The sequence below is a fragment of the Streptomyces sp. CG 926 genome (assembly GCF_003148825.1).
GTDB lineage: Bacteria > Actinomycetota > Actinomycetes > Streptomycetales > Streptomycetaceae > Streptomyces.
In genome coordinates, this window is the sequence record NZ_QGGZ01000008.1 from 151,736 (window position 1) to 172,832 (window position 21,097).

At 68.5% G+C, this 21,097-nt stretch carries 19 protein-coding genes and 2 pseudogenes; 10 read left to right on the top strand and 11 right to left on the bottom strand.

Features of this window, described 5'->3' with window-relative positions:
• Positions 1 to 40: 40 nt before the first annotated feature.
• The 5 genes from BCL76_RS22090 to BCL76_RS22110 form a co-directional block, all read right to left on the bottom strand.
• Positions 41 to 1,312, bottom strand: coding sequence for a hypothetical protein (locus BCL76_RS22090; protein WP_258309839.1), 1,272 nt, complete (start codon positions 1,310 to 1,312; stop codon positions 41 to 43).
• Positions 1,313 to 1,591: 279 nt separating this feature from the next.
• Positions 1,592 to 2,134 carry an HAD domain-containing protein gene (locus tag BCL76_RS22095; RefSeq protein ID WP_109781184.1) on the bottom strand — a complete coding sequence of 181 codons (543 nt, stop codon included), beginning with the start codon at positions 2,132 to 2,134 and terminating at the stop codon, positions 1,592 to 1,594.
• A 34-nt stretch (positions 2,135 to 2,168) separates the two neighbouring features.
• Positions 2,169 to 2,861, bottom strand: a complete 693-nt coding sequence (locus BCL76_RS22100; RefSeq protein ID WP_109781185.1) for a class I SAM-dependent methyltransferase — start codon at positions 2,859 to 2,861, stop codon at positions 2,169 to 2,171.
• 1 nt (position 2,862) lies between these two features.
• Positions 2,863 to 3,783, bottom strand: coding sequence for a phosphotransferase (locus tag BCL76_RS22105; RefSeq protein WP_109781186.1), 921 nt, complete (start codon positions 3,781 to 3,783; stop codon positions 2,863 to 2,865).
• Between the two features lie 74 nt (positions 3,784 to 3,857).
• On the bottom strand, positions 3,858 to 4,607 hold the full coding sequence (locus BCL76_RS22110; RefSeq protein WP_109781187.1) for a hypothetical protein: 750 nt from the start codon (positions 4,605 to 4,607) through the stop codon (positions 3,858 to 3,860).
• A gap of 223 nt (positions 4,608 to 4,830) precedes the next feature.
• Between BCL76_RS22110 and BCL76_RS22115 the strand changes: the two are divergent.
• Both BCL76_RS22115 and BCL76_RS22120 read left to right on the top strand, forming a co-directional pair.
• Positions 4,831 to 6,187: pseudogene (locus BCL76_RS22115) on the top strand (tetratricopeptide repeat protein).
• A gap of 1 nt (position 6,188) precedes the next feature.
• Positions 6,189 to 6,719: an NUDIX domain-containing protein gene (locus BCL76_RS22120; RefSeq protein ID WP_109781188.1), complete on the top strand. Its 531-nt coding sequence runs from the start codon at positions 6,189 to 6,191 to the stop codon at positions 6,717 to 6,719.
• A gap of 135 nt (positions 6,720 to 6,854) precedes the next feature.
• Here BCL76_RS22120 and BCL76_RS22125 read toward each other — a convergent pair whose 3' ends face one another.
• Both BCL76_RS22125 and BCL76_RS22130 read right to left on the bottom strand, forming a co-directional pair.
• Positions 6,855 to 7,649, bottom strand: a complete 795-nt coding sequence (locus BCL76_RS22125) for a hypothetical protein (RefSeq protein ID WP_109781189.1) — start codon at positions 7,647 to 7,649, stop codon at positions 6,855 to 6,857.
• Positions 7,646 to 9,049: an AAA family ATPase gene (locus tag BCL76_RS22130; RefSeq protein ID WP_109781377.1), complete on the bottom strand. Its 1,404-nt coding sequence runs from the start codon at positions 9,047 to 9,049 to the stop codon at positions 7,646 to 7,648. The genes BCL76_RS22125 and BCL76_RS22130 overlap by 4 nt, the downstream gene beginning before the upstream one ends.
• Positions 9,050 to 9,209: 160 nt before the next feature.
• On the opposite strand from BCL76_RS22130, the gene BCL76_RS22135 reads away from it, so the two are divergent.
• The 5 genes from BCL76_RS22135 to BCL76_RS22155 all read left to right on the top strand — a co-directional run bounded on the left by BCL76_RS22135 (position 9,210) and on the right by BCL76_RS22155 (position 16,091).
• Positions 9,210 to 12,101, top strand: coding sequence for a DEAD/DEAH box helicase family protein (locus tag BCL76_RS22135; protein ID WP_109781190.1), 2,892 nt, complete (start codon positions 9,210 to 9,212; stop codon positions 12,099 to 12,101).
• Entirely contained in the window at positions 12,098 to 13,579 is a 1,482-nt protein-coding gene (locus BCL76_RS22140; RefSeq protein WP_109781191.1) for a restriction endonuclease subunit S, read from the top strand. The genes BCL76_RS22135 and BCL76_RS22140 overlap by 4 nt, the downstream gene beginning before the upstream one ends.
• Positions 13,576 to 15,159 (top strand): class I SAM-dependent DNA methyltransferase, encoded by a 1,584-nt coding sequence (locus tag BCL76_RS22145; protein WP_109781192.1) that lies wholly within the window; start codon positions 13,576 to 13,578, stop codon positions 15,157 to 15,159. The genes BCL76_RS22140 and BCL76_RS22145 overlap by 4 nt, the downstream gene beginning before the upstream one ends.
• 399 nt (positions 15,160 to 15,558) lie before the next feature.
• Complete coding sequence (locus tag BCL76_RS22150) at positions 15,559 to 15,840, top strand: type II toxin-antitoxin system Phd/YefM family antitoxin (RefSeq protein ID WP_099889684.1); 282 nt, start codon at positions 15,559 to 15,561, stop codon at positions 15,838 to 15,840.
• Positions 15,837 to 16,091, top strand: coding sequence for a Txe/YoeB family addiction module toxin (locus BCL76_RS22155; protein WP_109781193.1), 255 nt, complete (start codon positions 15,837 to 15,839; stop codon positions 16,089 to 16,091). Before BCL76_RS22150 ends, BCL76_RS22155 begins: the two co-directional genes overlap by 4 nt.
• A 195-nt stretch (positions 16,092 to 16,286) precedes the next feature.
• Here BCL76_RS22155 and BCL76_RS22160 read toward each other — a convergent pair whose 3' ends face one another.
• A complete protein-coding gene (locus BCL76_RS22160; protein WP_109781194.1) occupies positions 16,287 to 16,868 on the bottom strand; it encodes a Uma2 family endonuclease in 582 nt (193 codons plus the stop codon).
• A 17-nt stretch (positions 16,869 to 16,885) separates the two neighbouring features.
• Between BCL76_RS22160 and BCL76_RS22165 the strand changes: the two are divergent.
• A pseudogene (locus BCL76_RS22165) lies at positions 16,886 to 17,138 on the top strand (type II toxin-antitoxin system Phd/YefM family antitoxin).
• 93 nt (positions 17,139 to 17,231) lie between these two features.
• On the opposite strand, the gene BCL76_RS22170 reads toward BCL76_RS22165, so the two are convergent.
• A complete protein-coding gene (locus BCL76_RS22170; RefSeq protein ID WP_109781378.1) occupies positions 17,232 to 17,963 on the bottom strand; it encodes a HEAT repeat domain-containing protein in 732 nt (243 codons plus the stop codon).
• A gap of 112 nt (positions 17,964 to 18,075) precedes the next feature.
• Positions 18,076 to 18,300, bottom strand: a complete 225-nt coding sequence (locus tag BCL76_RS22175) for a CPCC family cysteine-rich protein (protein WP_258309840.1) — start codon at positions 18,298 to 18,300, stop codon at positions 18,076 to 18,078.
• A 251-nt stretch (positions 18,301 to 18,551) separates the two neighbouring features.
• On the opposite strand from BCL76_RS22175, the gene BCL76_RS22180 reads away from it, so the two are divergent.
• Positions 18,552 to 19,256 (top strand): Crp/Fnr family transcriptional regulator, encoded by a 705-nt coding sequence (locus BCL76_RS22180; protein ID WP_258309841.1) that lies wholly within the window; start codon positions 18,552 to 18,554, stop codon positions 19,254 to 19,256.
• Here BCL76_RS22180 and BCL76_RS22185 read toward each other — a convergent pair.
• The gene (locus BCL76_RS22185; protein WP_109781196.1) at positions 19,236 to 19,715 is read right to left on the bottom strand and encodes a Pycsar system effector family protein; all 480 of its coding nucleotides are present in this window, start codon (positions 19,713 to 19,715) and stop codon (positions 19,236 to 19,238) included. The two genes, BCL76_RS22180 and BCL76_RS22185, sit on opposite strands and share 21 nt — an antisense overlap.
• Positions 19,716 to 20,079: 364 nt before the next feature.
• Here BCL76_RS22185 and BCL76_RS22190 point away from each other — a divergent pair, with 364 nt between their 5' ends.
• A complete protein-coding gene (locus BCL76_RS22190; protein WP_146228412.1) occupies positions 20,080 to 20,931 on the top strand; it encodes a hypothetical protein in 852 nt (283 codons plus the stop codon).
• The last annotated feature ends 166 nt before the right edge of the window (positions 20,932 to 21,097 follow it).

The following is a 21,097-nucleotide window of genomic DNA, read 5'->3' on the forward strand; positions in this document are numbered from 1 at the left end:
CGGCCTCGCACTCAGGGGAGGCCGACCGGTGGACCACACCTCAGGAGCAGTTCCACTCCTCGCTGGGCAGCGCGTGCCACAGGTCGAGCCAGTCGTGGAGCAGGAAGAGGGGGCGGGTCAGGACGACGTCGCTGGCCCGCTGGGAGCGGATCGCCAGGCCGAGGTCGGCGAAGACCGGATCGCCGGCGACGCTGTACACCAGGCTGCCGGACCGTGTGGTGCGGTGGACGAGCCAGTCCTCCACGTGGGAAGGTGCGCAGCCGGTCAGCGGGGCCGCTTCCAGTCTCACCTGGGGGCCGGTGAGGGCGTCTGCTGCGACGCACCCCAGGCGGCCGTTGTGGAAGAGGGCCCTGATCCCGATCTCAGTGAAGTCGGCGTAGTTGAGCCGCTGGTCTTCGCCGTGGTGGGAGTAGGACGAGACGGCCGGTGCTTCGCCGAGGAGGCGGGTGATCTCATCCAAGGTCATTCCGAAGTGCAGGGGGCCGACTCCTACGTACGGCGTGAACGTCCACTCGGCGCGCTCCTCCTCCCGGGCGATCCGCCGCGGGCCGCGGTACCCCGCCTCGCTTCCAGCGGCGGCCACGGGCGGCTCGGGTGCTGGCTCGTGCGGGGCGGCCGGTATGGGCGCGGTCCGGTCCTCACGCCGGCGGCCGAGTCGTTCCGGAGCCGCGGTGTCCTCGGGTTGCTCTTCCAGCCAGCGGATCGCCTGCTCCTGCTCATGTCCGCCGAACGGGTCCTCCGCCAACTCGCCTGCCCGGTCTAGGGCCGCGCGGCGCTCCTCCTCCGCAGTGACGAGACCGGTGACGTCCTCACCCCAGGCAGCCAGCCGTTCCCGGCCGATCCACCGGTAGTACGAGTCCGCGCTCACGGCCAGGACCTCGCGAACGGCGGGCGCGTACCGGGGTACGGACGAGGCGAGGGCGGGGTCGGCCAGGAGCAGGGCGGTGGCCGCGAGCGCGGCCTCCCTCACCAGTGGATCGTCGGCGTCGCAGAAATCCGCGATGTGGTCGTGGAGTATCGGCCTTGCCGCACGAGCGGCAGCCAGATCCTGCGCCGTGCCGGCGCCGTCCTCGACGTCCAGGCGGGCGATGTCGGCGAACGAAGCCAGCCAGTTCAGTACTTCGGCGCGAAGCGACCGCCGACCGGCCCTGCGCTCCCACCGGTCTTCGGCGAGGGTGCGCGGATCGTCGAGAAGACAGGCGAGGACCGAGGCCGCCGGAGCGGTCGCCGGAAACACCTGCTCCTGATGGAGGAGCAGCCGATACAGATCCCCCACCGCCCGCACCCGGCGGGCCGGGTCTGTGGCGAGCACGGCGCCGAGGATGTCCGGTGTGTCAGGCACACCGTGTCGGCCCGTACAGACGTGCGGCAGCTCCTCCCAAGCGGTGCCGGCGAGCTCTGCCTGTGCTCTGGTTGGCAGGGAGCCGGCAGGAGTACCAGGAAGGTCTGGGGTCATCTCGTTGATCACGACCGCAGTGTTCCAGCAGACTCCGACATCAGCGCCGCCGATACGCGCTACAGACCGCAGACGGCTCACGCTCAAGCAACACTCTGATGCCCTCGCTGTTCGTGGCAGCGAGGGCATCAGTGGTCAGGCGGCGCGGGCTGTGGGTAACTGCGCGACCCACCTCGTGACCTCGGTCAGGTGCTCGAGCTGTAGACCGAGGTGCGGGTCGGGCTGAATGAGGAGGGTCGCTGTTCCCTTCGCAGTGCGCTCCGCCGCCCATTCATGGTCGAGGCCGGTGAAGTCGTCGTCGATCCAGACGGCGGCGTCGCCCAGCCAGGCGTCGACGTGGTCACGCTTCCACAGGTAGCCGTTGGGGTGGCTGCTGGTGATCTGCGGACGCGGGAGATCGACGTACGGCAGGGTCGGAAGGCCGAGGAGCGGGCCGATGAGGGTGGTGGCGTCCTGCCGCCAGCTGGTGCACCAGACGGGGGTGATCAGGCCGGTTCGGATCACGTCCATGAGCAGACTGCCGTGGTCGGGGTGGAGCCAGACGGTGACCGGGTTGTCAGCGCTGCGGCCGGTGGGGACGACGTCGTGGTGGGCGTGGGTGGCCGGGGTCGAGCCGTGCTCGTCCGGGAAGGGTATGAGGACGCCGTCGATGTCGAGGAGCAGGTAGGGCGGGCGCATCGGTTCCTCCGGGGGAAGCCGGGCGGGTGGCTGGTCACAGCTTGCGGGCGCGGATCAGCAGGGTGGTGGGCCAGTGGCCCATGCGAGGGTCGTGGAACTCCTGGGCTGAGGTGAGCCAGAAACCCGCCTGGCTCAGGTGCTTCTCCCAGCGGTCCGTGGAGAACTCCCATCGGGCGATGGGGAGCCGGGAGCAGTCGGGCAGGGTGACGAAGTCGCGGCGGGGCCGGTCGTCGCCGGCGGGGCTTCGACCGCCGCGCTGCGGGTGGGGGACAGAGAAGGCGAGCACCCGGCCGGGCGTGAGGCGCTGGGCGATGGCCGGGAGCAGGAGCTCGGGGGCGACGAGGCCGACGGCGCCGAAGACGGAGTAGATCGCGTCGAACTGCTCGTCGGAGGCGTGCAGGTAGTGCAGGGCGTGGCCGACGAAGAAGGTGAGGTTATTCAGCCGTCCGTAGTGGGAGCGGGCGCGGCGGACCTGGAGGCCGACCAGGTCGACGCCGGTGACACGGGCGCTATGGCGGGTGGCGAGGTGGGCGGCGTTGTGGCCGGGGCCGCAGCCGAGTTCCAGGAGCCGCTTGCCGCGCAGGTCCGGGCCGAGGATATCGGCGCCGGGACCTTGGCCGGGTCTCGTCGTCCACTCCATCCGGGCGGGCACGGAAAGGGGTTCGGCGAGTCCGGCGGCGGTGCGCTGAGCGGCGTGGGCGTGCCAGGGGGATGCCTGGGCGAGCACGTCAGATCTCCAGGAGGTGGAGGACGTCGGTGAGGTGGCGGCGGACGGCCTTGATGTAGGCGGGGTCGGTGGCCGGGTCGTTGATCCAGCGGATGGACTGTTCCATGAACCACTCGACGGCCCACATGCGGTGCCAGCCCAGGGCCCAGTTCTCGGCGGTGAGCCCGCCGCGCGGGGCGAGGGCGTCGGGGGTGCCGCCGGCGGTGACGTACTGCTCCAGGAAGACGCGCAGGCGTACAGGGTGCGGCGGATCGATGGTGCCGTGCCAGCTGGCGAGGTCGAGCAGGCCGGGGCCGGTGAAGGCGCGTGCGAAGTCGAGCAGCCGCCACCCGCGCCCGCCGATGTGGAGGCTGGTGGGATGGAACTCGGAGTGCACCCAGCCGAATGGTTCCAGCGTCGCTCCGGCCGAGCGGGCCTCGGCGGCCTGGGCGGCCTGGGCGATACGGTCGAGCGCGTCCTCGACATCGTCGGCGTCCTGCCACCGATCGGCCTTGCGCAGCCGTTCGAGACGCTCAAGCGCCCTGGCCGGCAGCGTCCGCAGCCGCTCCTGGTCGAGGACGGGCAAAGGCGGAGCCGTACGGGTGCCGTGCAGGACCACGGCCGCGGCGACGCCGTCGAGGTCGTCGGCCTCGCGGGCGGACGGTCCGAGGTCTTCCATGAGCATGCCGAGCCAGCCGTCCAGGACGGCGGAGGCGTGGACCTGGGGGACGGGGACGCCGAAGGTGTGGGCCAGGCGGAGGGCCTGGTCCTCGCTGTCGAAGGGCTTCTTGGCGTACTTGAAGATAGCGGTGGCACCGTCGGGGAAGGTCACGCGCTCGACGCCGGACATGGACCACACGCGTACCTCCTCCCGTACGGCGGTGGTCTGGCCGGTCGCGGTGAGCAGGTTGTCGAGGAGTTCGGCGCTGGGGTTCGTGGTCACGTGGGACTCCGGGGGAGGGTGTCGTCCGGGGCGGGCGAGGGATGCCAGCCCGCCCCGGAGCCTGATCGGATGGGTTACGCGGCGGGGCTCACGCGGTGGGCGTAGACCTGCTCGATCCAGCCCGCCTTGAACGCGGCGAGGTCGTCACGGAAGTTCGCCATCGAGGCACCGTAGGGCGCGACCACGCCGCCGGACTGGTCCGGCACGGACTGGCAGCCGTGCACGAGCCGGCCGCCGAGGGCGGCGTGGGCCTTGATGGACTCGATCCGGCGATGCTCGTTGAACCAGCCGCCGTGGTAGACCTCGTCGAGCATCCCGCCCGTCTCGTCGTCCAGGTCGAAGACGACGGAGGTGGCGGCGGGGAAGAACCAGCACGGGCCGACGTTGGAGATGTGCCCGTCGAGTTCGACCTTGTTGAGCGCTATGAGCGTGGCGGCCTCGCGGAGCATCCGCAGGTGGTCGGCGGTGATCTGCGGCTGGCCGAGGCCGGCCAGGTGCTCATCGCGGAAAAGGTAGGCGTACACATCGAACGCGGTGGCCAGGACGCGGGCCGCGTCGGAGGTGGACTCGCTGTGCTGCTTGATGAAGTCGAGCGCGAGCTGCTCGACCGCGCTCTCGGTAGTCTCGTCCACGTCCAGGAGCTGGGACTTGACCAGCTCCCAGTCGGCGACGAGCCAGGTGTTCGACTCGAAGCGGAAGAAGTACTCGGCCAGGTCGATGGTGATGCGCCGGCCGTCGACCTGGATGCCGGGCAGGCGGCTCCAGCGCGGGTCGAACGCCTCGGGCAGCTCGACCGTGATGGCCGTGGTGTCGATGGTGGTCACCGTGTCTCCGTCTCTGATCGGCCAGGTTCGAGCACAGGAATGCCCGAGCCTGGTGTGGGCGTACGGAACTTCGGGGTGCCGCCCGGACCAAGGAGGAGCCTGGATCACGGTCACACCGTTCCGGGCGGCTGCTGATAAGTGAACCGGCGGTCACGCTCAGTGGGTACGGTGGAAGGCAGTTGAAGCGGTATACGCGGTTTACAGCTCCGGAGTGGAGGCGATCGTGGCGGCGCCGAGGGAACCCAACTCCCGTATGCGCGACGTCATCGCGGCGGTCGACTGCACCTACGAGGCCCTCGCCAGAGACGTGCGGCGCATCGCCGCCGAGAACGGCGAGATCCTCCAGACCAACAAGTCGGCCATCTCCCACTGGGTGAACGGCATCCGTGCCCCGTCGGGCCGAGTAGGCCAGTACCTCGCCGAAGCGCTGTCCCGTCGAGCGGGGCGCACGATCACCGAGACCGAGATCGGCCTCCAGGCTAGCGATGACGAAGCGCCGGCGGAATCCGACCCCGTCCTCGCGGCTACCGACCTGGGCCGGGCTGACGTCGAGCGCCGCCGCTTCCTCGCCATCGCGGCCTTCACCACGGCCGGCGTTGCCATGCCGCTCGGCTACGACCACGAAGCCACTGCCCGCATGCTCCGCGCCCGCACCAGCACGTCCCTGGTCGGGGCGGAGGACGTGGACGTCGTACGGCAGATCACGGCGGCCTACAGCGCCGCCGACGAGCGCCTCGGCGGCGGGCACGGCCTGACCACCGTCACCGCGTACCTCGCCGACACAGCCGCCCCCATACTGCGCGGACGCTTCCCCAGCGAAGCCTTACGCCGGGCCGCCTTCGGTGCCGTCGCCGAACTCGCCTACCTCGCAGGATGGAAGCACCACGACCTCGGCCAAGAAGGCGCCGCCCAGCGCTACTACCAGGTCGGCTACAAGCTCGCCTGCGAAGCCGACCCCCACGGCCACGCCGCGTGGATGATGCGCGCCCTCGCCCACCAGGCCCTGAGCCTCAAACAGCCCCACCACTGTGTCGACCTCGTCGAAGGCGCCCTCCGCACAGGTCTCGGCCACGTCGACGGCCAGACCGAGGCACTCCTCCACATCACCCACGCCCGCGCCTACGCCGCCACAGACGAGTACTCGTCGGCCGCCTGGGGCGCTCCTGGCCGCCGAGGACGCCCTCCTACGGGACGACGGTCCCCAGCCCAACTACTCCCGTGTGAGCGGCCCGGCCGCCGGCACCGTGGCCAGCCACACCGCCCGCACCCTGACCGACCTCGCCGACCACATCGGCACCGAACAGCAGCACCGGGACGCCCTCACCTGCTGGGACCCCGCAAAGTACAAGCGCGTCCACGCCCTCACCCACGCCGACCTCGGCGACAGCCTTGCCGCCCAGGCCCGCGCCGACGAGGCCGTCGCCGCCTGGACCCAGGCCCTGGTCCTGATGGAGGGCATGACCTCCGACCGGACCCGGAAGGCGATCACGTCGATCCGCTCCACCCTCGCGGTCTACCAGCGCCGTCGCGTTCCCGGTGCCGCCGATCTCGCCCGCCGCGCCCGCGAAGCGCTCGCCTAACATGCCCCACAACCCGTCCGACGAAGGGATCAACGTGACCCAGCAGACCGACGATCAGCCGAAGGCCCTCAAGCCGGCGCTCGAATCCATGACCCTGCTGGTCGCCGTGGTCATCGTCCACGACAAGGCCACCAACCGCGTCGTCCTCCTCCAGCGCAGCGAGAACGCCAAGTTCGCCCAGGGCATGTGGGACCTCCCTGTGGGCAAGAGCGAACCGGACGAGCCCATCACCGAGACCGCAGTCCGCGAGCTCTACGAGGAGACGGGCCTCACCGTGAAGCCCGAGACCCTCAAGGTCGCCCACATCATCCACGGCGCCTGGGGCGTCGAAGCCCCCAACGGCTTCCTCACGGTCGTCTTCGCCACCCACGAATGGACCGGCGAACCCGAAAACCGCGAACCCCGCAAGCACTCCCAGGTCCGCTGGGTTGACGCCGACGCCATCCCCGAAGCCTTCGTCGACACCACCGCGAGTGCTCTACACCAGTACATGGCGGGAAGTTCTCAGGTCTCGCTCGACGGATGGAATTAGTTGCGCATCCTACCTGCGTGACTATGCGGCGTCCGGCGGAGGCCAAGCGCACCATTTGTCGTGCGCCTCCCACGACATGGTCGAACGCTATGTGCCGCGAGGCAACGTGAGGGCTGATCTCCGGGGGTGGCTGTGTCAGGTCGCCTCTGCGGTCGTTGGCTGCAGAGGGAACTGGATCAGCGTCGCCGCACGCAGTTCCTCATTCCGCAAAAGGGAGAGAATCTCGGGTGGCTCATCGCTCATGACCAAGGCTGCTCCCGGGAGCACTGCTTGGCGCAACATTGCCTGCCACACATCGGCGAAGGGCTGCCCCTTTAGTACGTCCAGGGCATCGCGCTGGGCCTCCGCGTCTCCCTGTTGCCAGGCCCGGCCCCAGTCCCTCACGACAGACCTAATGTTCAGTCGGGCAATCTTCCGGCCAGCCACCAAGCGTCGCTCAGGGAGGTTGAGGGCGAGCACGTTGATAGTCGTCCGCCCCCTGTCCGTCTCACCGCGGTACTTGCCTTCCCTGAGGTTCAGCAGCAAGTGGTCGAACGGGTCGTCCCGGGTCGGGTCGATCAGTAGGGGCTCGCCGGTCTCCTCGTCACACTCCCACCAGTGCCGCTTGTACGTGCTGTTACACGGGCCACACGCCAAAAGGTGGTTGGGCCAGAAGAAAGTCTTGAGCGCGTCGTGCTCCCGTGGTTCGAAGTGCTCGATATCGGTCGCGGTAAAACCACCGCAGTACATGCAGCAGCCGAGGACTCCCGGAGCCATTTTGAGGAGTACTTCGCGCAGCCCCCTCTTGACGTCGGCCTCTTCGTTCCACAGGTTATCCGCGTATTTCTTGCGCAGGCCACTTGCTGTGTCCCTTAGCCCGATCCGTTCCGTGAGTACCGCCATGCGTGCCGTCACGGCCTCGGGCAGCGATAGTCGTTGGATTGGGATCATGCGTCGCGCTCCCGGGACAGCCGGTATCGTTCCATCACTTCATCGACACGGGCCACGGGTGAACTGGACAGGCGATCGCGCAAGCGCAGGTATTCCTCGGTCTTTACGGCGTCGGCCCGCCCAAGCAGGACGTCGTACTCCAACTCGGCCAATCTGCTTCGCAGTTCATGTGCCTCGTCGGAATAGGGCGAGTCCAGGCCGAACAAGTCCGAGAGTGCTGCGTCGTCCCCTGTCCCAAACACGATCCGCCCGTACAGCTCTCCGTCTACCACCTGTGGCGGTTCTTGCTCCCCCGAGCCCGGAAGCCGGATCAGCCCGCCCGGGTCTGCTGCCTGGCAGATGTACGGGCTGTGGGTGGTGACGATGAACTGGATCGCTGGGAAGTGCGTCGTGAGCCACTGGCCGATGTTCTTTTGCCAGGTCATGTGCAAGTGCGCGTCGATCTCATCGATGAGCACCACGCCCGGGTGCGGCAGTACGATCCTGCCGCCGACGTGTTCCTCGAACCCGAGGTCCCCATACGCTGCGTGCATCTGCCTGACGATGTCCAGGACTAGGGCGATAACGGTCCGCTGACCATCGCTCATCCGCCGCAGCTCGGTCCGGGCGCCCTCCGGGCCGCTGTCACCCTGCCGCCGAAGCCACATCCCCTCCGAGTCCACATCCTCGATGTGGTAGTGATCCGGCAGCAGCCCGTCATTGAGTAGCCGAAGCACCCAGGCTTTCAGCTGACCGATTCCGGGGCGCTCCTCCAAGGTGCGCAGGTGGAGGGACAGCAGCCAATCGAAGGCTTCAGTTAGGGCCGACTGCTCCTCGAAAAGGGTGCGGAGCGCGGTGGCCCGGTCGAGCTGCTGCGGGGTGCGCTCGTAGAGGCCGGTGCCGGTGAGGCGTCGGAAGGGGCCATACGCGGCGCAGAACCAGCCAGGCGGTGGGACTGAGGACCACAGCGCGGAGGCGAGGGGCCGGGGGGCAGAGAAGGCCACCGCGGTGGGCGGCTCATAGTCTTCGACGAGTTCGTCGAAGAATTCGGCGTCCTGCTCGGGCCGCCAGTCGAGTCTTGCCTCCACCGGCTGGCTTCCGCCCGGAGCCATTGTGTCGGCGGACCGGTCCCCGACGACCTTGGCCACCGCTGAACCACGGGTGGCACCGTGTGTCAGGTACCCCTCGAGCTCCGGTTCCAGCTGGTGTGCCCGCCGCTCGCCGGTCAGTGTGAGCGCGATCATGCGCAGCAGTGTGGTCTTACCTGAGCCGTTCCGCCCGGCCATCACCGTCCAGCCTGCATAGCCGCCGGTTGGGCGGGTGAAATCGAGGTCGCAGGCGCGAGGCCCGTGGAAACCACGCACCCCGTCCACTCTGAGCCCCGCCACGTACACCGGCCTGTCCCTCCCTCGGCGTGACATCACGTACGCCGTGTGTGATGTCGCCCACTTTACGGACCGTTGGTGATAACGGCAGTCCCGGCTTGATCTTCGCGTACGGTCCCGTGCCGCGTACACCGGCTGCTGTAATCGGTGTACGGACGACTGACCGGTCCGGACAGGGACGTACTGGGGAGGGACCTTGAACGGCGCCGCACCGGATTGGGCCAAGACAGTGGAGGCAGCCCTGGCCGCCTCGGGCTGGCGGGTCTACGGGCCCGGCGAGCGCGAGCTAGGTGTCGCCCATGAGGCGGTGCGTTCCCCGGTCTCGCCCACTCTGGTCCTCTTCACGCTATACGTGCAGCGTCGGCTTTGCGGGATCGTCGCAGCCGGTCCCGCGCAGGCAGAGGAGCAGAATCTGCTCGATGCCGCGGCCGAACAGGCTGCCAGGATCGCGGGCCGGCACGCCGATCGGGCTTGGCGGGGAAATCACCCTCTGCCGTTCCAGTACGCCACCAACGGCGCTACCTGGCGGTTCCGCAACGTTCTGGACGTCGACCATCTAGACGGCACCACCGCCTCTGACAGCCCTCAGGGCGGTGCTCGCAGCCGTCGCGTCTTCGCCCCGCACCGGCCCGCCACGGTGGAGCGCTGGATGCGGGAGGCCGAGCGGATGCCGACCGCGCCGACCTTCCGTGCCCGCCTGCGGAAGCTCCCGACCACACGCCTCGACCACAAGCGGCTGCGGTCCGCGCAGTACAGGTCCATCAAAGCGCTGGAGAAGTCCCTCGCCCGCGACGATCAGCGGGCACTGATCCAGATGGCGACCGGCGCGGGCAAGACCTACACCGTCGTGCAGAGCAGCTACCGCCTGCTACGTCACGCGGGCGCCCGCCGGGTGCTATTTCTGGTGGACCGCAACAACCTGGGCAAACAGGCGTACAACGAGTATCGGGACTTCGTTCCGCTGGGGTCCAGGACGCCCTTGCATGAGCAGATGCCGCTGCGCTTGTTCAGCAAGGGTGCGATCGCGGACTCAGACAAGATCGTGATCTCGACGATCCAGCGGCTGTGGTGCAAGCTCTCGGGGATCCCCGTGCCGGCCGACGATGATGACAGTTTCGAGACGGAGCGGGCCGACCGGCTTGCGGGCAGCGTGGCGTCTGTGGGCTACTGTCCCGACCTACCGCCCGACTTCTTCGATGTGATCGTTGTGGACGAGTGTCACCGGTCCATCTATGGGCGGTGGCGCCCGGTCCTGGAGTACTTCGACGCCCATGTGATCGGTCTCACCGCGACGCCGATCCAGCAGACCTTTGCCTTCTTCGACAACAATTTGGTCAGCCAGTACACGTACGAACAGGCTGTCGCCGACGGCGTCAACGTCGACTACGACATTTACAAGATCGGAACACGGATCACCGAGCGGGGGTCGGTCATACCCGCACTGAGCGCGGAGGTCCATCCCGACGGCGCCGTCCAGCAGGTCAACTCCGTCATCGCCAAGGTCCACAAGCTGACCCGTGCCGAGCATTGGCAGAGCGTGGAGGAGGACGACCCCTACGCCCGCACCGAGGTCAACCAGCGGGTACGTCCCAAGGACCAGATCCGCTTGATCGTGGAGACCTTCCGCGACAACCTCTTCACCGAGATCTTCCCGCCGACGGTCGACCAGGAAACCGGCGAGATCCAGAGCCGGGCGATTGTCCCCAAGACCCTCTTCTTCGCGCAGAACGACCTGCACGCCGACGCGATCGTGGAGGCCGTGCGCACCGCGTTCGGGGGAGCCGGGGATGGCTTCTGCCGGAAGATCACCAGCCAGGCTTCTCGCCCCGACAAGGCGCTGTCCGATTTTCGCAATAAGCGCGACCTGCGCATCGCTGTGACCGTCGACATGATCGCCACGGGCACGGACATTCCAGCCCTGGAGTGTCTGGTTTTCATGCGGGACATTCAGACCTGGTCGTACTTCGAGCAGATGAAGGGGCGCGGGGCCCGCACCGTCAAGGACCTTGATCTGGTGAAGGTCACGGCGGACGCTGTCCACAAGGACCGGTTTGTGATCGTCGACGCGGTGGGCGTCACAGAGCACCCGAAGACCGACGCCCGCCCGCTGGTACGGGACGATGCCCAACCCGTACCGAGTCTGGAGCGGCTCCTGCGTGCCTGCGGGACAGGCGGACCACTCCACCCCGACGACATCGCCACCCTCGCTGGCCGCCTCAGCCGACTCGGACGCCGCCTGGACGAGCGGGGCCGGGCAGTTATTGAGGAGTACCTGGAGGTCGACCAGACGTACGAGGGATTGGTCCGCTCGCTGATCCGGGCCGCGGATGCCGTGCAGCCAACCCTTGTACGCGCCGAGAGCTCAGCCCCGGATGAGGACGCAGAGATCGCCGACGCCGTGGGCTTGCTGGCTGCGAGCGAGGAACTGCGCGCCGCGCTCCTCAAAGCTGCTCAGGACAGCTGGCTGCTGATCGACCACCTCAGCCAGGACCAGCTCCTCGAGGCGCGCGGGCTGCGCGACGAGGAAGAGGCCCGCAGGGTGGTCGACGACTGGCGGGCGTACATGGCCGACCACGCGGACGACATGCTGCCCCTCCGGATCGCCTTCCAGGAGCGACGACCGCCCCGCGAGGTGGTCCGCGAGCTGAAGGTGCTGATCGACAAGGTTCGGGCTACCCGGCGCGAATGGACCGAGGCCAGGCTCTGGAAGGCATACGTGGACCTGGAGATCGCCCGGGGTGCCGCGAGGCGGAATGCGGGATTGGTCGAGTTCCTGTCCGTCATGCGGTACGAGCTCGGGCTCGATGGCAAAGAGTTTCGGCCATATCGCAGTACCGTTGAGGGTCGCCTCGAAGCGTGGCTCGCCCGCCAGGAGACGGCAGGCGTCGCTTTCGACAAGCGGCAGCATGCATGGCTGCGGCAGGTCGTGAATGTGGTGGCGGCCAACGCCACTCTTACGGTGGCCTCGCTGGACGAGGGCCGACGAGCGGAGGCCGGCGGCTACGGAGACTTCGTGGATGCCTTCAAGGACGGCCGGTGGAAGCCGGGCGAGCTGGTGGATGAGTTGGACAGGGAACTGGGTGCGTGAGCGCGAGCAAGGTTGAGGATTTCGACGACGTCAGCAGGCAAGGGCTGCCGGATGGGTGGGCTTGGGCGACGGTAGCCGATGTCGGTGACGTCGAACTCGGGCGGCCGCGTCATCCAGACTGGCACGAAGGCCCTGATATGCGGCCTTACCTGCGGGTGTCCAACGTCTTCGAAAACCGCATTGACGCGACAGGTATGAAGGAGATGGACTTCTCTGGGGTCTTCGACCGATACCGGCTTGAGCCGGGCGACGTCCTATTGAACGAGGGCCAGAGCCCCCACCTCGTCGGCCGGCCGGCCATGTACCGGGGGGAGCCCGCTGATGTGGCATACACCAACAGTCTCATTCGTTTCCGGGCCAACACCGGGCTCCTGCCCGAATGGGCGCTGCTAGTCTTCCGTAATCATCTGCATTCGGGACGCTTCATGCGCGAGGTTCGCATTACGACGAACATTGCGCACCTGTCGGCGACCCGGCTGAAAGCGGTGGAGTTCCCGGTCCCGCCCACCGCCGAACAGCACCGAATTGCCGCCGCGCTCGACATCCGAATGGCCCGCCTCGATGCCGTTGACCGGACAGTGGCCTCCGCCCGTCGCGACCTCGCTGCCCTCCGTAAGGCCGTCCTGCTGGACGCCGTACCAGAGCCGGAACAGTGGCCTGCGCACTGGACGGCCACGACGACTGGTAAGGCCGGAACCGTCGAGTTGGGCCGTGCCCGACACCCCAACTGGCACACCGGTCCGAAGGTGCGCCCGTACCTGCGCGTCGCGAACGTATTCGAGGATCGAATCGACATCGGTGACGTCAAGGACATGGACTTCTCCGGGGTCTTCGGCAAATACCGCCTGGAGCCGGGTGACATTCTGTTGAACGAGGGCCAGAGCCCCCATCTCGTCGGCCGCCCCGCCATGTATCGGGGTATCCCCGAAGGGGTCGCCTTCACCAACAGCTTGTTGCGCTTCCGGGCAAGCGACGACGTGTTGCCAGGCTGGGCGCTTCTGGTCTTCCGCCGTCACCTCCACGCCGGTCGCTTCATGCGAGAAGTACGGATCACGACGAACCTCGCGCACCTCAGTGGCGCGCGCCTGAAGGCCGTTGAGTTCCCAGTACCGCCGTTGGATGAGCAGCGACATTTGGTCCGTACGACCAAACAGCGACTCGCCTCCCTCGACTGCATCGAGCTCGGTCTGGACCGCGCCACCCGGCACAACAGTGCCTTGCGCCGTGCCCTCCTATCCGAAGCATTCTCCGGCCGTCTCGTCCCCCAGGACCCCGCAGACGAGTCCGCCGAGGAGCTGCTCAAGCAAATTCGCATGGAGCGCGAGGCAGCAGAGACCGAGCGGAAGGCGGCCCGCACGGCGGCACGCACCGGTCGAAAGGCGAAGGTGGACACCATCCCTCCGCTCTCCGCCAGCGCAGACGACACCATCCTCGCCGACGGCGAACAGGCCACCCTCCCCCTGGAGTTCAGCTCGTGAATCAGGAAGCCCGCCGGCTTGTAGACCGCCTGTGGAACTACTGCAACGTCCTGCGGGACGACGGCGTCTCCGCCTCCAACTACCTCGAGCAGCTCAGCCTGCTGGTCTTCCTGAAGATGGCCGACGAGACGGAGCAGCTCAACGCCCACCGGCCTCCGGCCGATCACGAGCACATGCTGCCCACCGCTCCCGAGTGGCAGGGCCGCGGCTGGCCCGAGCTCATCGACCTCGAAGGCGACCCGCTGGAGGAGGCGTACAGCAAGCTCCTTATGGATCTCGGCCGCCGCACCGACCAGAACGACCACACCACCCTCAGCCTGATCTTCAACCGGGCCCGAAACCATATCGAGAATCCGACCCATCTGCGCCGACTGATTGTCGATCTCATCGATAAGGAGAAATGGCGCAACTCCCGTTCCGACATCAACGGTGCCGCGTACGAGGCCCTGATCGCCCGCAGCGCGTCGGATACCAAGGCCGGAGCGGGCCAGTACTTCACCCCGCGCGCCCTGATCGAGTCCATTGTTCGGTGCATGCGCCCGACGCCGTACGACACGATCACTGACCCGGCCTGCGGCACCGGCGGCTTCCTGATCGCCGCGCATGAATACATCACCCGGGAATACGGGGACGACCTGCCGGACGAAGACCTCCACCGCCTCCGCACGGAATCGATCTGGGGCCACGAGATCGTGCCGGCGACCGCACGCCTCGCCGCGATGAACTGTCTCCTGCACTCGCTCGGTGACCCGACCGGCGAGCCGGTCATCGACGTCGGCGACGCCTTGGCCAAGCCCCCCGAGCGGCATGCCAGCCTGGTCCTTGCGAACCCGCCCTTCGGTCGGAAGTCGGGCATCAATGTGTCCGGCAAGGAAGCCGACGCAGAGGCGGACGACCGGGACAACGTCACGTACAACCGCCCTGACTTCTGGGTGGGCGAACAGACCACGACCAACAAGCAGCTGAACTTCCTCCAGCACATCGGAACCCAGCTCACCGATAAGGGCCGGGCCGCCGTGATCGTTCCCGATGGCGTCCTGTACGAGGGCGGCGCCGGCAGCGTGGGCGATCTAGTCCGCCGCGAACTGCTCACCGGCTACAACCTGCACACCATGCTGCGTCTGCCGGAGAACATCTTCTATGCCGGCGGCGTGAAGGCGCATGTTCTCTTCTTCGAGGCAGTCCCTGGACACCGTGCGGACGATGACCCGCCGCACACCACCTACGTGTGGACGTACGACCTCCGCACCGGCAGCCGCTTCACGCTCAAGAAGAACCCCATGAAGCCGGAGCATTTGGCCGATTTCGAGAAGCAGGCATTCGACCCGTCCGACCCGGACCGCAAGCACCGAAAGGAGTCGGACCGATTCCGCCGCCACGCAACCGCCGAGCTCCTCGCCCAGAAGCAGGTGAACCTGGACATTGCCCGCCTCAGCCCCGAAGCCTCGGCGGCCAAGGAGCCCACGGCGTCCATCGACGCACTGACCCGGTCCGTGGCCGGAGACCTCCGCTCAGCCCTGGCCGGGATCGAGGCGTTCGCTCAGGAGCTTGGCGTCGACCTCACCACGGTGTCGGAGTGACTCGAACCTTGCTGTGGCGAAGGGCGAGCAGGACCCCTGGCCGTTTCCGGCCGAGGGCGGCGACGAAGAGGCCGAGGCGGAGCTGCGCAGGCACCTCGACTCCCTAGACCAGTCCGCAGAGAGTCCGCAGGACACTCGTAAACGACCGTCGGGACGCAACGCTCGCCAACGGAGAAATGCCTGGTCAGGGCGCTGTAGGCGCCTCCGCCGCAGGTCAGGATCAGACCGCAGACATTCCGCTTCAACGTGTAGCCGGCCACCTACCGCAACGCAGGTGATCTAGTAAACGTACAGGTCAAAGGGGTTCGGCTCTTCGGAGTCGAACCCCTGAGTCACCCTGCACGAGGGGCACAGGCAGTGGTACGTTATTAGGTACCACTTCAGGTGAGGGGGCAGGTCGTGTCGATAACTGCGAGTGAAGCCCGCAAGGAGCTCTTCCCGTTGATCAAGAAGGTCAACGAGAACCACGAGGCCATCGAGATCGTCTCGAAGCACGGCAACGCCGTACTCGTCTCGGCCGAGGATTACGCGGCGTTGCGCGAGGGCTCGTACCTGCTTCGCTCTCCGGCGAACGCTCGCCGGCTCCTCAAGGCGTACGAGAACGCCCTGGCCCACGTCAACGTGTCGGAGCGCGAGCTGATCGATCCGGACTCGGCGGACGCGGGTGCGGGTGCTGCGTGAGGCTTGTCTTCGAGGATCAGGGCTGGGAGGACTACACGTCCTGGCTCAAGAACGACCGCAAGATGCTCGCCCGAATCAACAAGCTCATCGAGGACGTCAGGCGTGATCCGTTCTCGGGTATCGGCAAGCCTGAACCCTTGAAATACCACCTGCCGGGCGCGTGGTCGCGGCGGATCGACGACGAGCACCGCCTCGTCTACCTGGTGACCGACGCAGAGGTCGTCGTCCTCGCGGCTCGGTACCACTACTGACCGCCCGTGCTGGGATGACCCTGCCGAAAACAGCGTTTCCGCAGGTCACGGCCCTGTGCTCGACGTTCTGCTTCAACCTGTGGTCGACCCGTTACGGCATGTTGGCCAGGTTCGTCGAACGTGCAGGTCAGAAGGGGCCGGACTCGTCAGAGTCCGACCCCTTCTGCATTCCCGTGCTGACTCGGTGCTGACTTTTCAGCCGCTTCGGGGTGGCGTGAGCTTGTCGAGGTCCAGGCTGATCGCGAAGGGCACCGGGCGCTGGAGGGTGCCGCGGAAGATTCCGGTGGGGGCGTAGGCGCCGGTGGGTTCGTCGAGCTCGTAGGCGTAGACGACGGGTGCCCCGTCCTCGTCCTCGATCCGCCAGTAGTGCGGGATGCCGGCCTCCGCGTACTTGCGGAGCTTTACTGTGCGATCGCGATGGGCGGATTCGGGTGACACCGCCTCCACGACGAGCTTCACGTCCTCCGGGGCGTACCAGGTGCGGTCGGGGTCGTAGGGCAGGTTCGTCAGCAAGAGGTCCGGCTCGGGGCGGTTGCGGGCGTCGAGGCGGATCGTCATCTCGCGCTCGACCTCGAAGCCGGCCGGTGCCTGCGCCATGAGCGTCGTGGTCAGGGCGGTGACGAGGCGGCCGTGCCAGGACCGCTGGGGCGACAGCATGAAGACGAGGGCTCCGTCGATCAGCTCGGTGTGGCGGGGTGCCTCGGGGAGGCGGTCGAGGTCCTCCGCGAACCAGCCTTCCGCGCGCGGCGGGCGCATCCAGTCGGGCAGTGCGGTCATGGCTTTCACGGTAGCGCCTGCGGCCCAGGTCGAGGAGCGAACTGTTCCCGCTGATCAAGAAGGTCAACGAGAACCATGAGGCCATCGAGATCGTCTCCCGTCTCGGCCGAGGACTACGCGGCGCTGCGCGAGGGCTCCTACGCGCTGCCCTCACCGGCGAACGCCCGGCGGCTGCTCAAGGCGTACGAGAACGCCCTGTCGCACATCGACGTGTCGGAGCGTGAGCTGATCGATCCCGAGTCGCCGGACGCGGGTGCGGGTGCCGCCTGAGGCTCGTCTTCGAGGATCAGGGCTGGGGGGACTACACGTCCTGACTCAAGAACGACCGCAAGACGTCGGTCCGGTGTGCTGGGACGGCATCGGTCACCTCTCCGGGTGCAGGTCGGTGCGGTCGATCCAGGTGGGAGCTACGAAGACGTTGTCGGCGACGGGGGCTTCGGTGGCTTCCAGGAGGGACCAGGTACGGGCTTCCTCGACCAGGTGCTCCCAGGGCGCGGTCCAGTCGAGCTGCCGGTCGAGGCCGGTGCCGGAGACGCCGTACGTCTGGCCGGCGTCGACGCGCCAGAACTGGGAGTAGAGGATCAGTTGGGAGTGGTCGGCCAGGTCGTCGATGATCTCCGCGAAGTGGGCCGAGGGCCAGCCGGGGCTGTCCGGTCCGGTGTCGGCCTGCAGCCGGGCGGTCAGGGAGGGGACGACGGGGCTGCGGGCGCCGAGGTCGGTCAGGGCCCAGCGGGTGGCGACGGGTTCGGACTCGTCGGGGGGAGTCTGTCGCTCCAGGCAGGCGCGGTAGGCGCGGCGTAGGGGCTCGACCGCGTCCTCGATCTCCAGGCTCGCCGGCGCCGTGGCCGCCCACTGGCGGACGGTGGGGTTGTGTCCGTCGAGCAGGGTGATCAGGGCGGGGCCGCAGCGGGGGTCGGCGACCTCTTCGAAGACCTCGATGGCGGTCAGTTGTCCGAAGCTTCCGAGGGAGGGGAGGGCGTCGAGGATCGCGGGGGTGGCCGTGGATCCGATGTGGATCAGTTCCGCGCGCGCGTCGTAGGACTCGCCGGACTCACTGTCGAGCTGCTGGACGAGTCGCTCGATGTGGGAGGTCATGACGCCCGCCACCCGCGACGCCGGAAGGCGGGCAGCCACCGGCAGAGCACCGAGCGGTCGTCGGGCCACGGGACGTGCTCCTCGGCTTCCCGGTCCCCGAAGGAGGCGCGCGTCAGGTCGATGGGGCGCCAGGGCGGACGTACTGCCGGCCGTGCTGGTCGCAGGCGCCGAAGTCCTGGTCATTGCGCCGGGCCTCGATCAGGGAGACCTTGTGCGCTCCGCCGACCATGGCCGGACGGCGGAACCGAACCCCGTCGTCCTCCCGGATCCCGTAGGAGCCGGGCATGGCGTCGAGTACGAGGTGCTCGCAGCGAGGGCAGGGGTGGCGGTCGCTCACCTGCGCAGTCTCGTTGCAGGTCCGGCCCGTGCGCCATGGATTTCTCTGCCTCGGCACCTCCGGCCGGTCCGCGGTCGGTACGCCACGCGCCGGCGGCCCACGCCCTGATGATGCTCCGCGGAGGGCGCGCCCGGTGGGGGACACCCCCTAGCCTGGGCGGGCTCGGGATGTGGGTGCGGAGGGCGGAGGGCGGACGGGTGGACGTGGGACCGGGTGAGCGGTGGGAATGGCCGGGTCGGAGTCTGCTCGGGGTGTTGTCCGCTCCCGCGCGGGCGGAATTGCTGGGCCTCGGCTCGGAGTTGACGCTCGACTCCGGCGGCGTACTGCTCACCGAGGGCGCCACCGATCGGCATCTGTACGTGATCCTCGGCGGGTTCGCCAAGGTCACCGCGACCGTCGAGAACGGGCAGGAGTCGCTGCTCGCCGTTCGGGTCGGCGGGGACAGTGTGGGCGAGATGGCCGCGCTCGACGGCGCGCCCCGGTCGGCCGGGGTGGTGGCCTGCGGGCCGCTGCGGGCACGGGTGATCGGACCCGGGGCCCTGCACGGGCTCATGCTGCGGCGGCCCGAGGTGGCGATGGCGCTCACCCGGATCGTGGCCGACCGGCTGCGCTGGGCGAATCGTCGGCGGCTCGAATTCCGTGGGTATCCGGTCAAGGTGCGCCTCGCGCGGCTCCTGGTGGAGCTCGCCGTGGCGTACGGGCGGCCCGAGGCGGGCAGTGGCCATGTGATCGGCTTCCAGCTCACCCAGCCCGAACTGGCCGCGCTCACCGGTGCCGCGGAGACCACCGTGCACAAGGGCTTGCGCGAGCTACGGGACGAGGGACTGCTCGGCACCGGATACCGCACCACCACCGTGCACGACCTCGCCCGCCTCGCCCGGGTGGCCGAACTCGCCGAGCCCGTGGCACCGCCCGCCCCGCGCCGGCCCCGGGGATCAGCCGAGCAGCGGCCGTAGCAGCAGGCAGAGACCGGCGGTGGCCCCCATCACCGCGGTGCACACCACGGCGGCCGTCACCCAGCGGTACTTGCGCAGGGCCACGTCGGACAGGAAGCGGATCGCCGCCTGCACCTGCCGTTCGTCCTCGTCCTCGGCGGCGGTGGTCACGCCGGTGGCGGGCGACGGCGGGCCCGAGGTGGCGGCGAGCCGGACGAAGCTGTAGCCGTTGGCGCCGGCGGGCCGCCAGACGCGCGGCCGGAGCGCCAGCGCGAGCGAGGCCGCGCCGCCGAAGAGGCCGCAGGCGAAGAGGGTGAGCAGCACCGCCGCCAGCACGCCGAGCGCGCCGCCGCGCCGCCAGCCGTCGAACGCCGCCTCGCTCCAGGCGCCCGCCGTCCCCACGAGTGCCGCCTGCACGGCGGAGAGGATGCCGGCCTTGGCGTCGGCGTGCTGATGCGTCGTCTGCAGGACGGTCAGCATCGTGCGTGAGGTTGGCCCGGGCCCACCCCCGGCAGGGGTGGGCGCCGCCGTGGGCGCGGCGGGCGGGGTGGATGTCACGGTTCCTCCAGCGAGGCTCGTCAGGAGTTCCATCGAGCCACCGTGCCGCCGGGTGGACCAGGCACTTCTACGGGATCGGCCGACTTCGCCGGATCCCGTATTTCCACGGGGTGCGGGTGGCCGGATCCGGTGTACGACTGGCAGGGCGACCGACGCTCCGGGGGGTGGGCAACGGTCCGGGAGCCGGCATGCCGCATCGCTTTGCAACTCGTAACTCTGCTGATTCGCGAGCGAGTTGGAGGTGCGGCATGCTGTGCCTCCCGATGGCACGGACGAGGAGGACGAGATGTCCGTAGGTGCGATGGGCGTGTTCGGCAGGCGGCTTCTGTTCGCCGTCGACGCGCGTGGTTACGGCAGCGCGGACACCGCGCGACAGCGCGATATCCAGACAGTGTTGCCCCGCCTGCTCTCCGACGCCGCCGAGGCGGCCGGGCTCGACCGGGCCTCCTGGGTACGGCAGGCCGGCGGGGACTCCGAGTTCGCCGTGCTCCCGGCCGGTTCCGGTGAGCAGGCGCTGGTCGAGCCGTTCATGCGCCGGCTGGACGCCGGCCTGCGGGCGTACAACCGCGACCGGGTGCCCGCCGCCCGGCTCGCGCTGCGCGCCGCCGTGCACTTCGGTCCGGCGTCCGAGGCCCCCAACGGTTTCGTGGGCCCCGGCCCCGTCGAGGTCTCCCGGATCCTGGAGAGCGAGCCTCTGCGCCGGGCCCTCGCCGCGGCCCCGGACGCCACGCTCGCCGTCGCGCTGACCGCGCCGATCTTCACGGAGATCGTCGCCCAGGGGTACACCAACTTCCGGCCGGAGGAGTTCCGCGAGGTCGTCGTCGCGAAGAAGGAGTACCGGGGCCGGGCCTGGCTGTGGGTGGCGGGGTGCGACGTCCACACGCTGGACCTCGGCGATTCCGACTCCGGTTCCGATTCAGGTTCCGATTCTGGTTCCGGTTCGGAGCCTGACTCCCCTTCCGGTTCTAGGCCAGGATCCGGCACCGCTTCAGGTTCGGCATCTGCGCCGAACTCCGGTTTGGCTTCCGACTCGGATTCCGGTTCGACGCCGTCCGGTGTGGGCGGAGGCGACTCGGTCACCAACAATCTGTACGGAACCACCATCCGCGGCAACGTCGTCTTCGGCATCTCCAAGTGAGTTGAGCGGACGGGGAGACGGGGTGCACACGTGAGATCCACGGATCGGCCCACGGAGGATCACGGAAGTGGTGGGGAAGGGAACGGCGTGTCCGGCGAACCCCGGCAGTTACGCGAGGAGGGGAACGGCACCGCCGATCCCCGCCCCGCCCCCGAGTCGCCCGCGA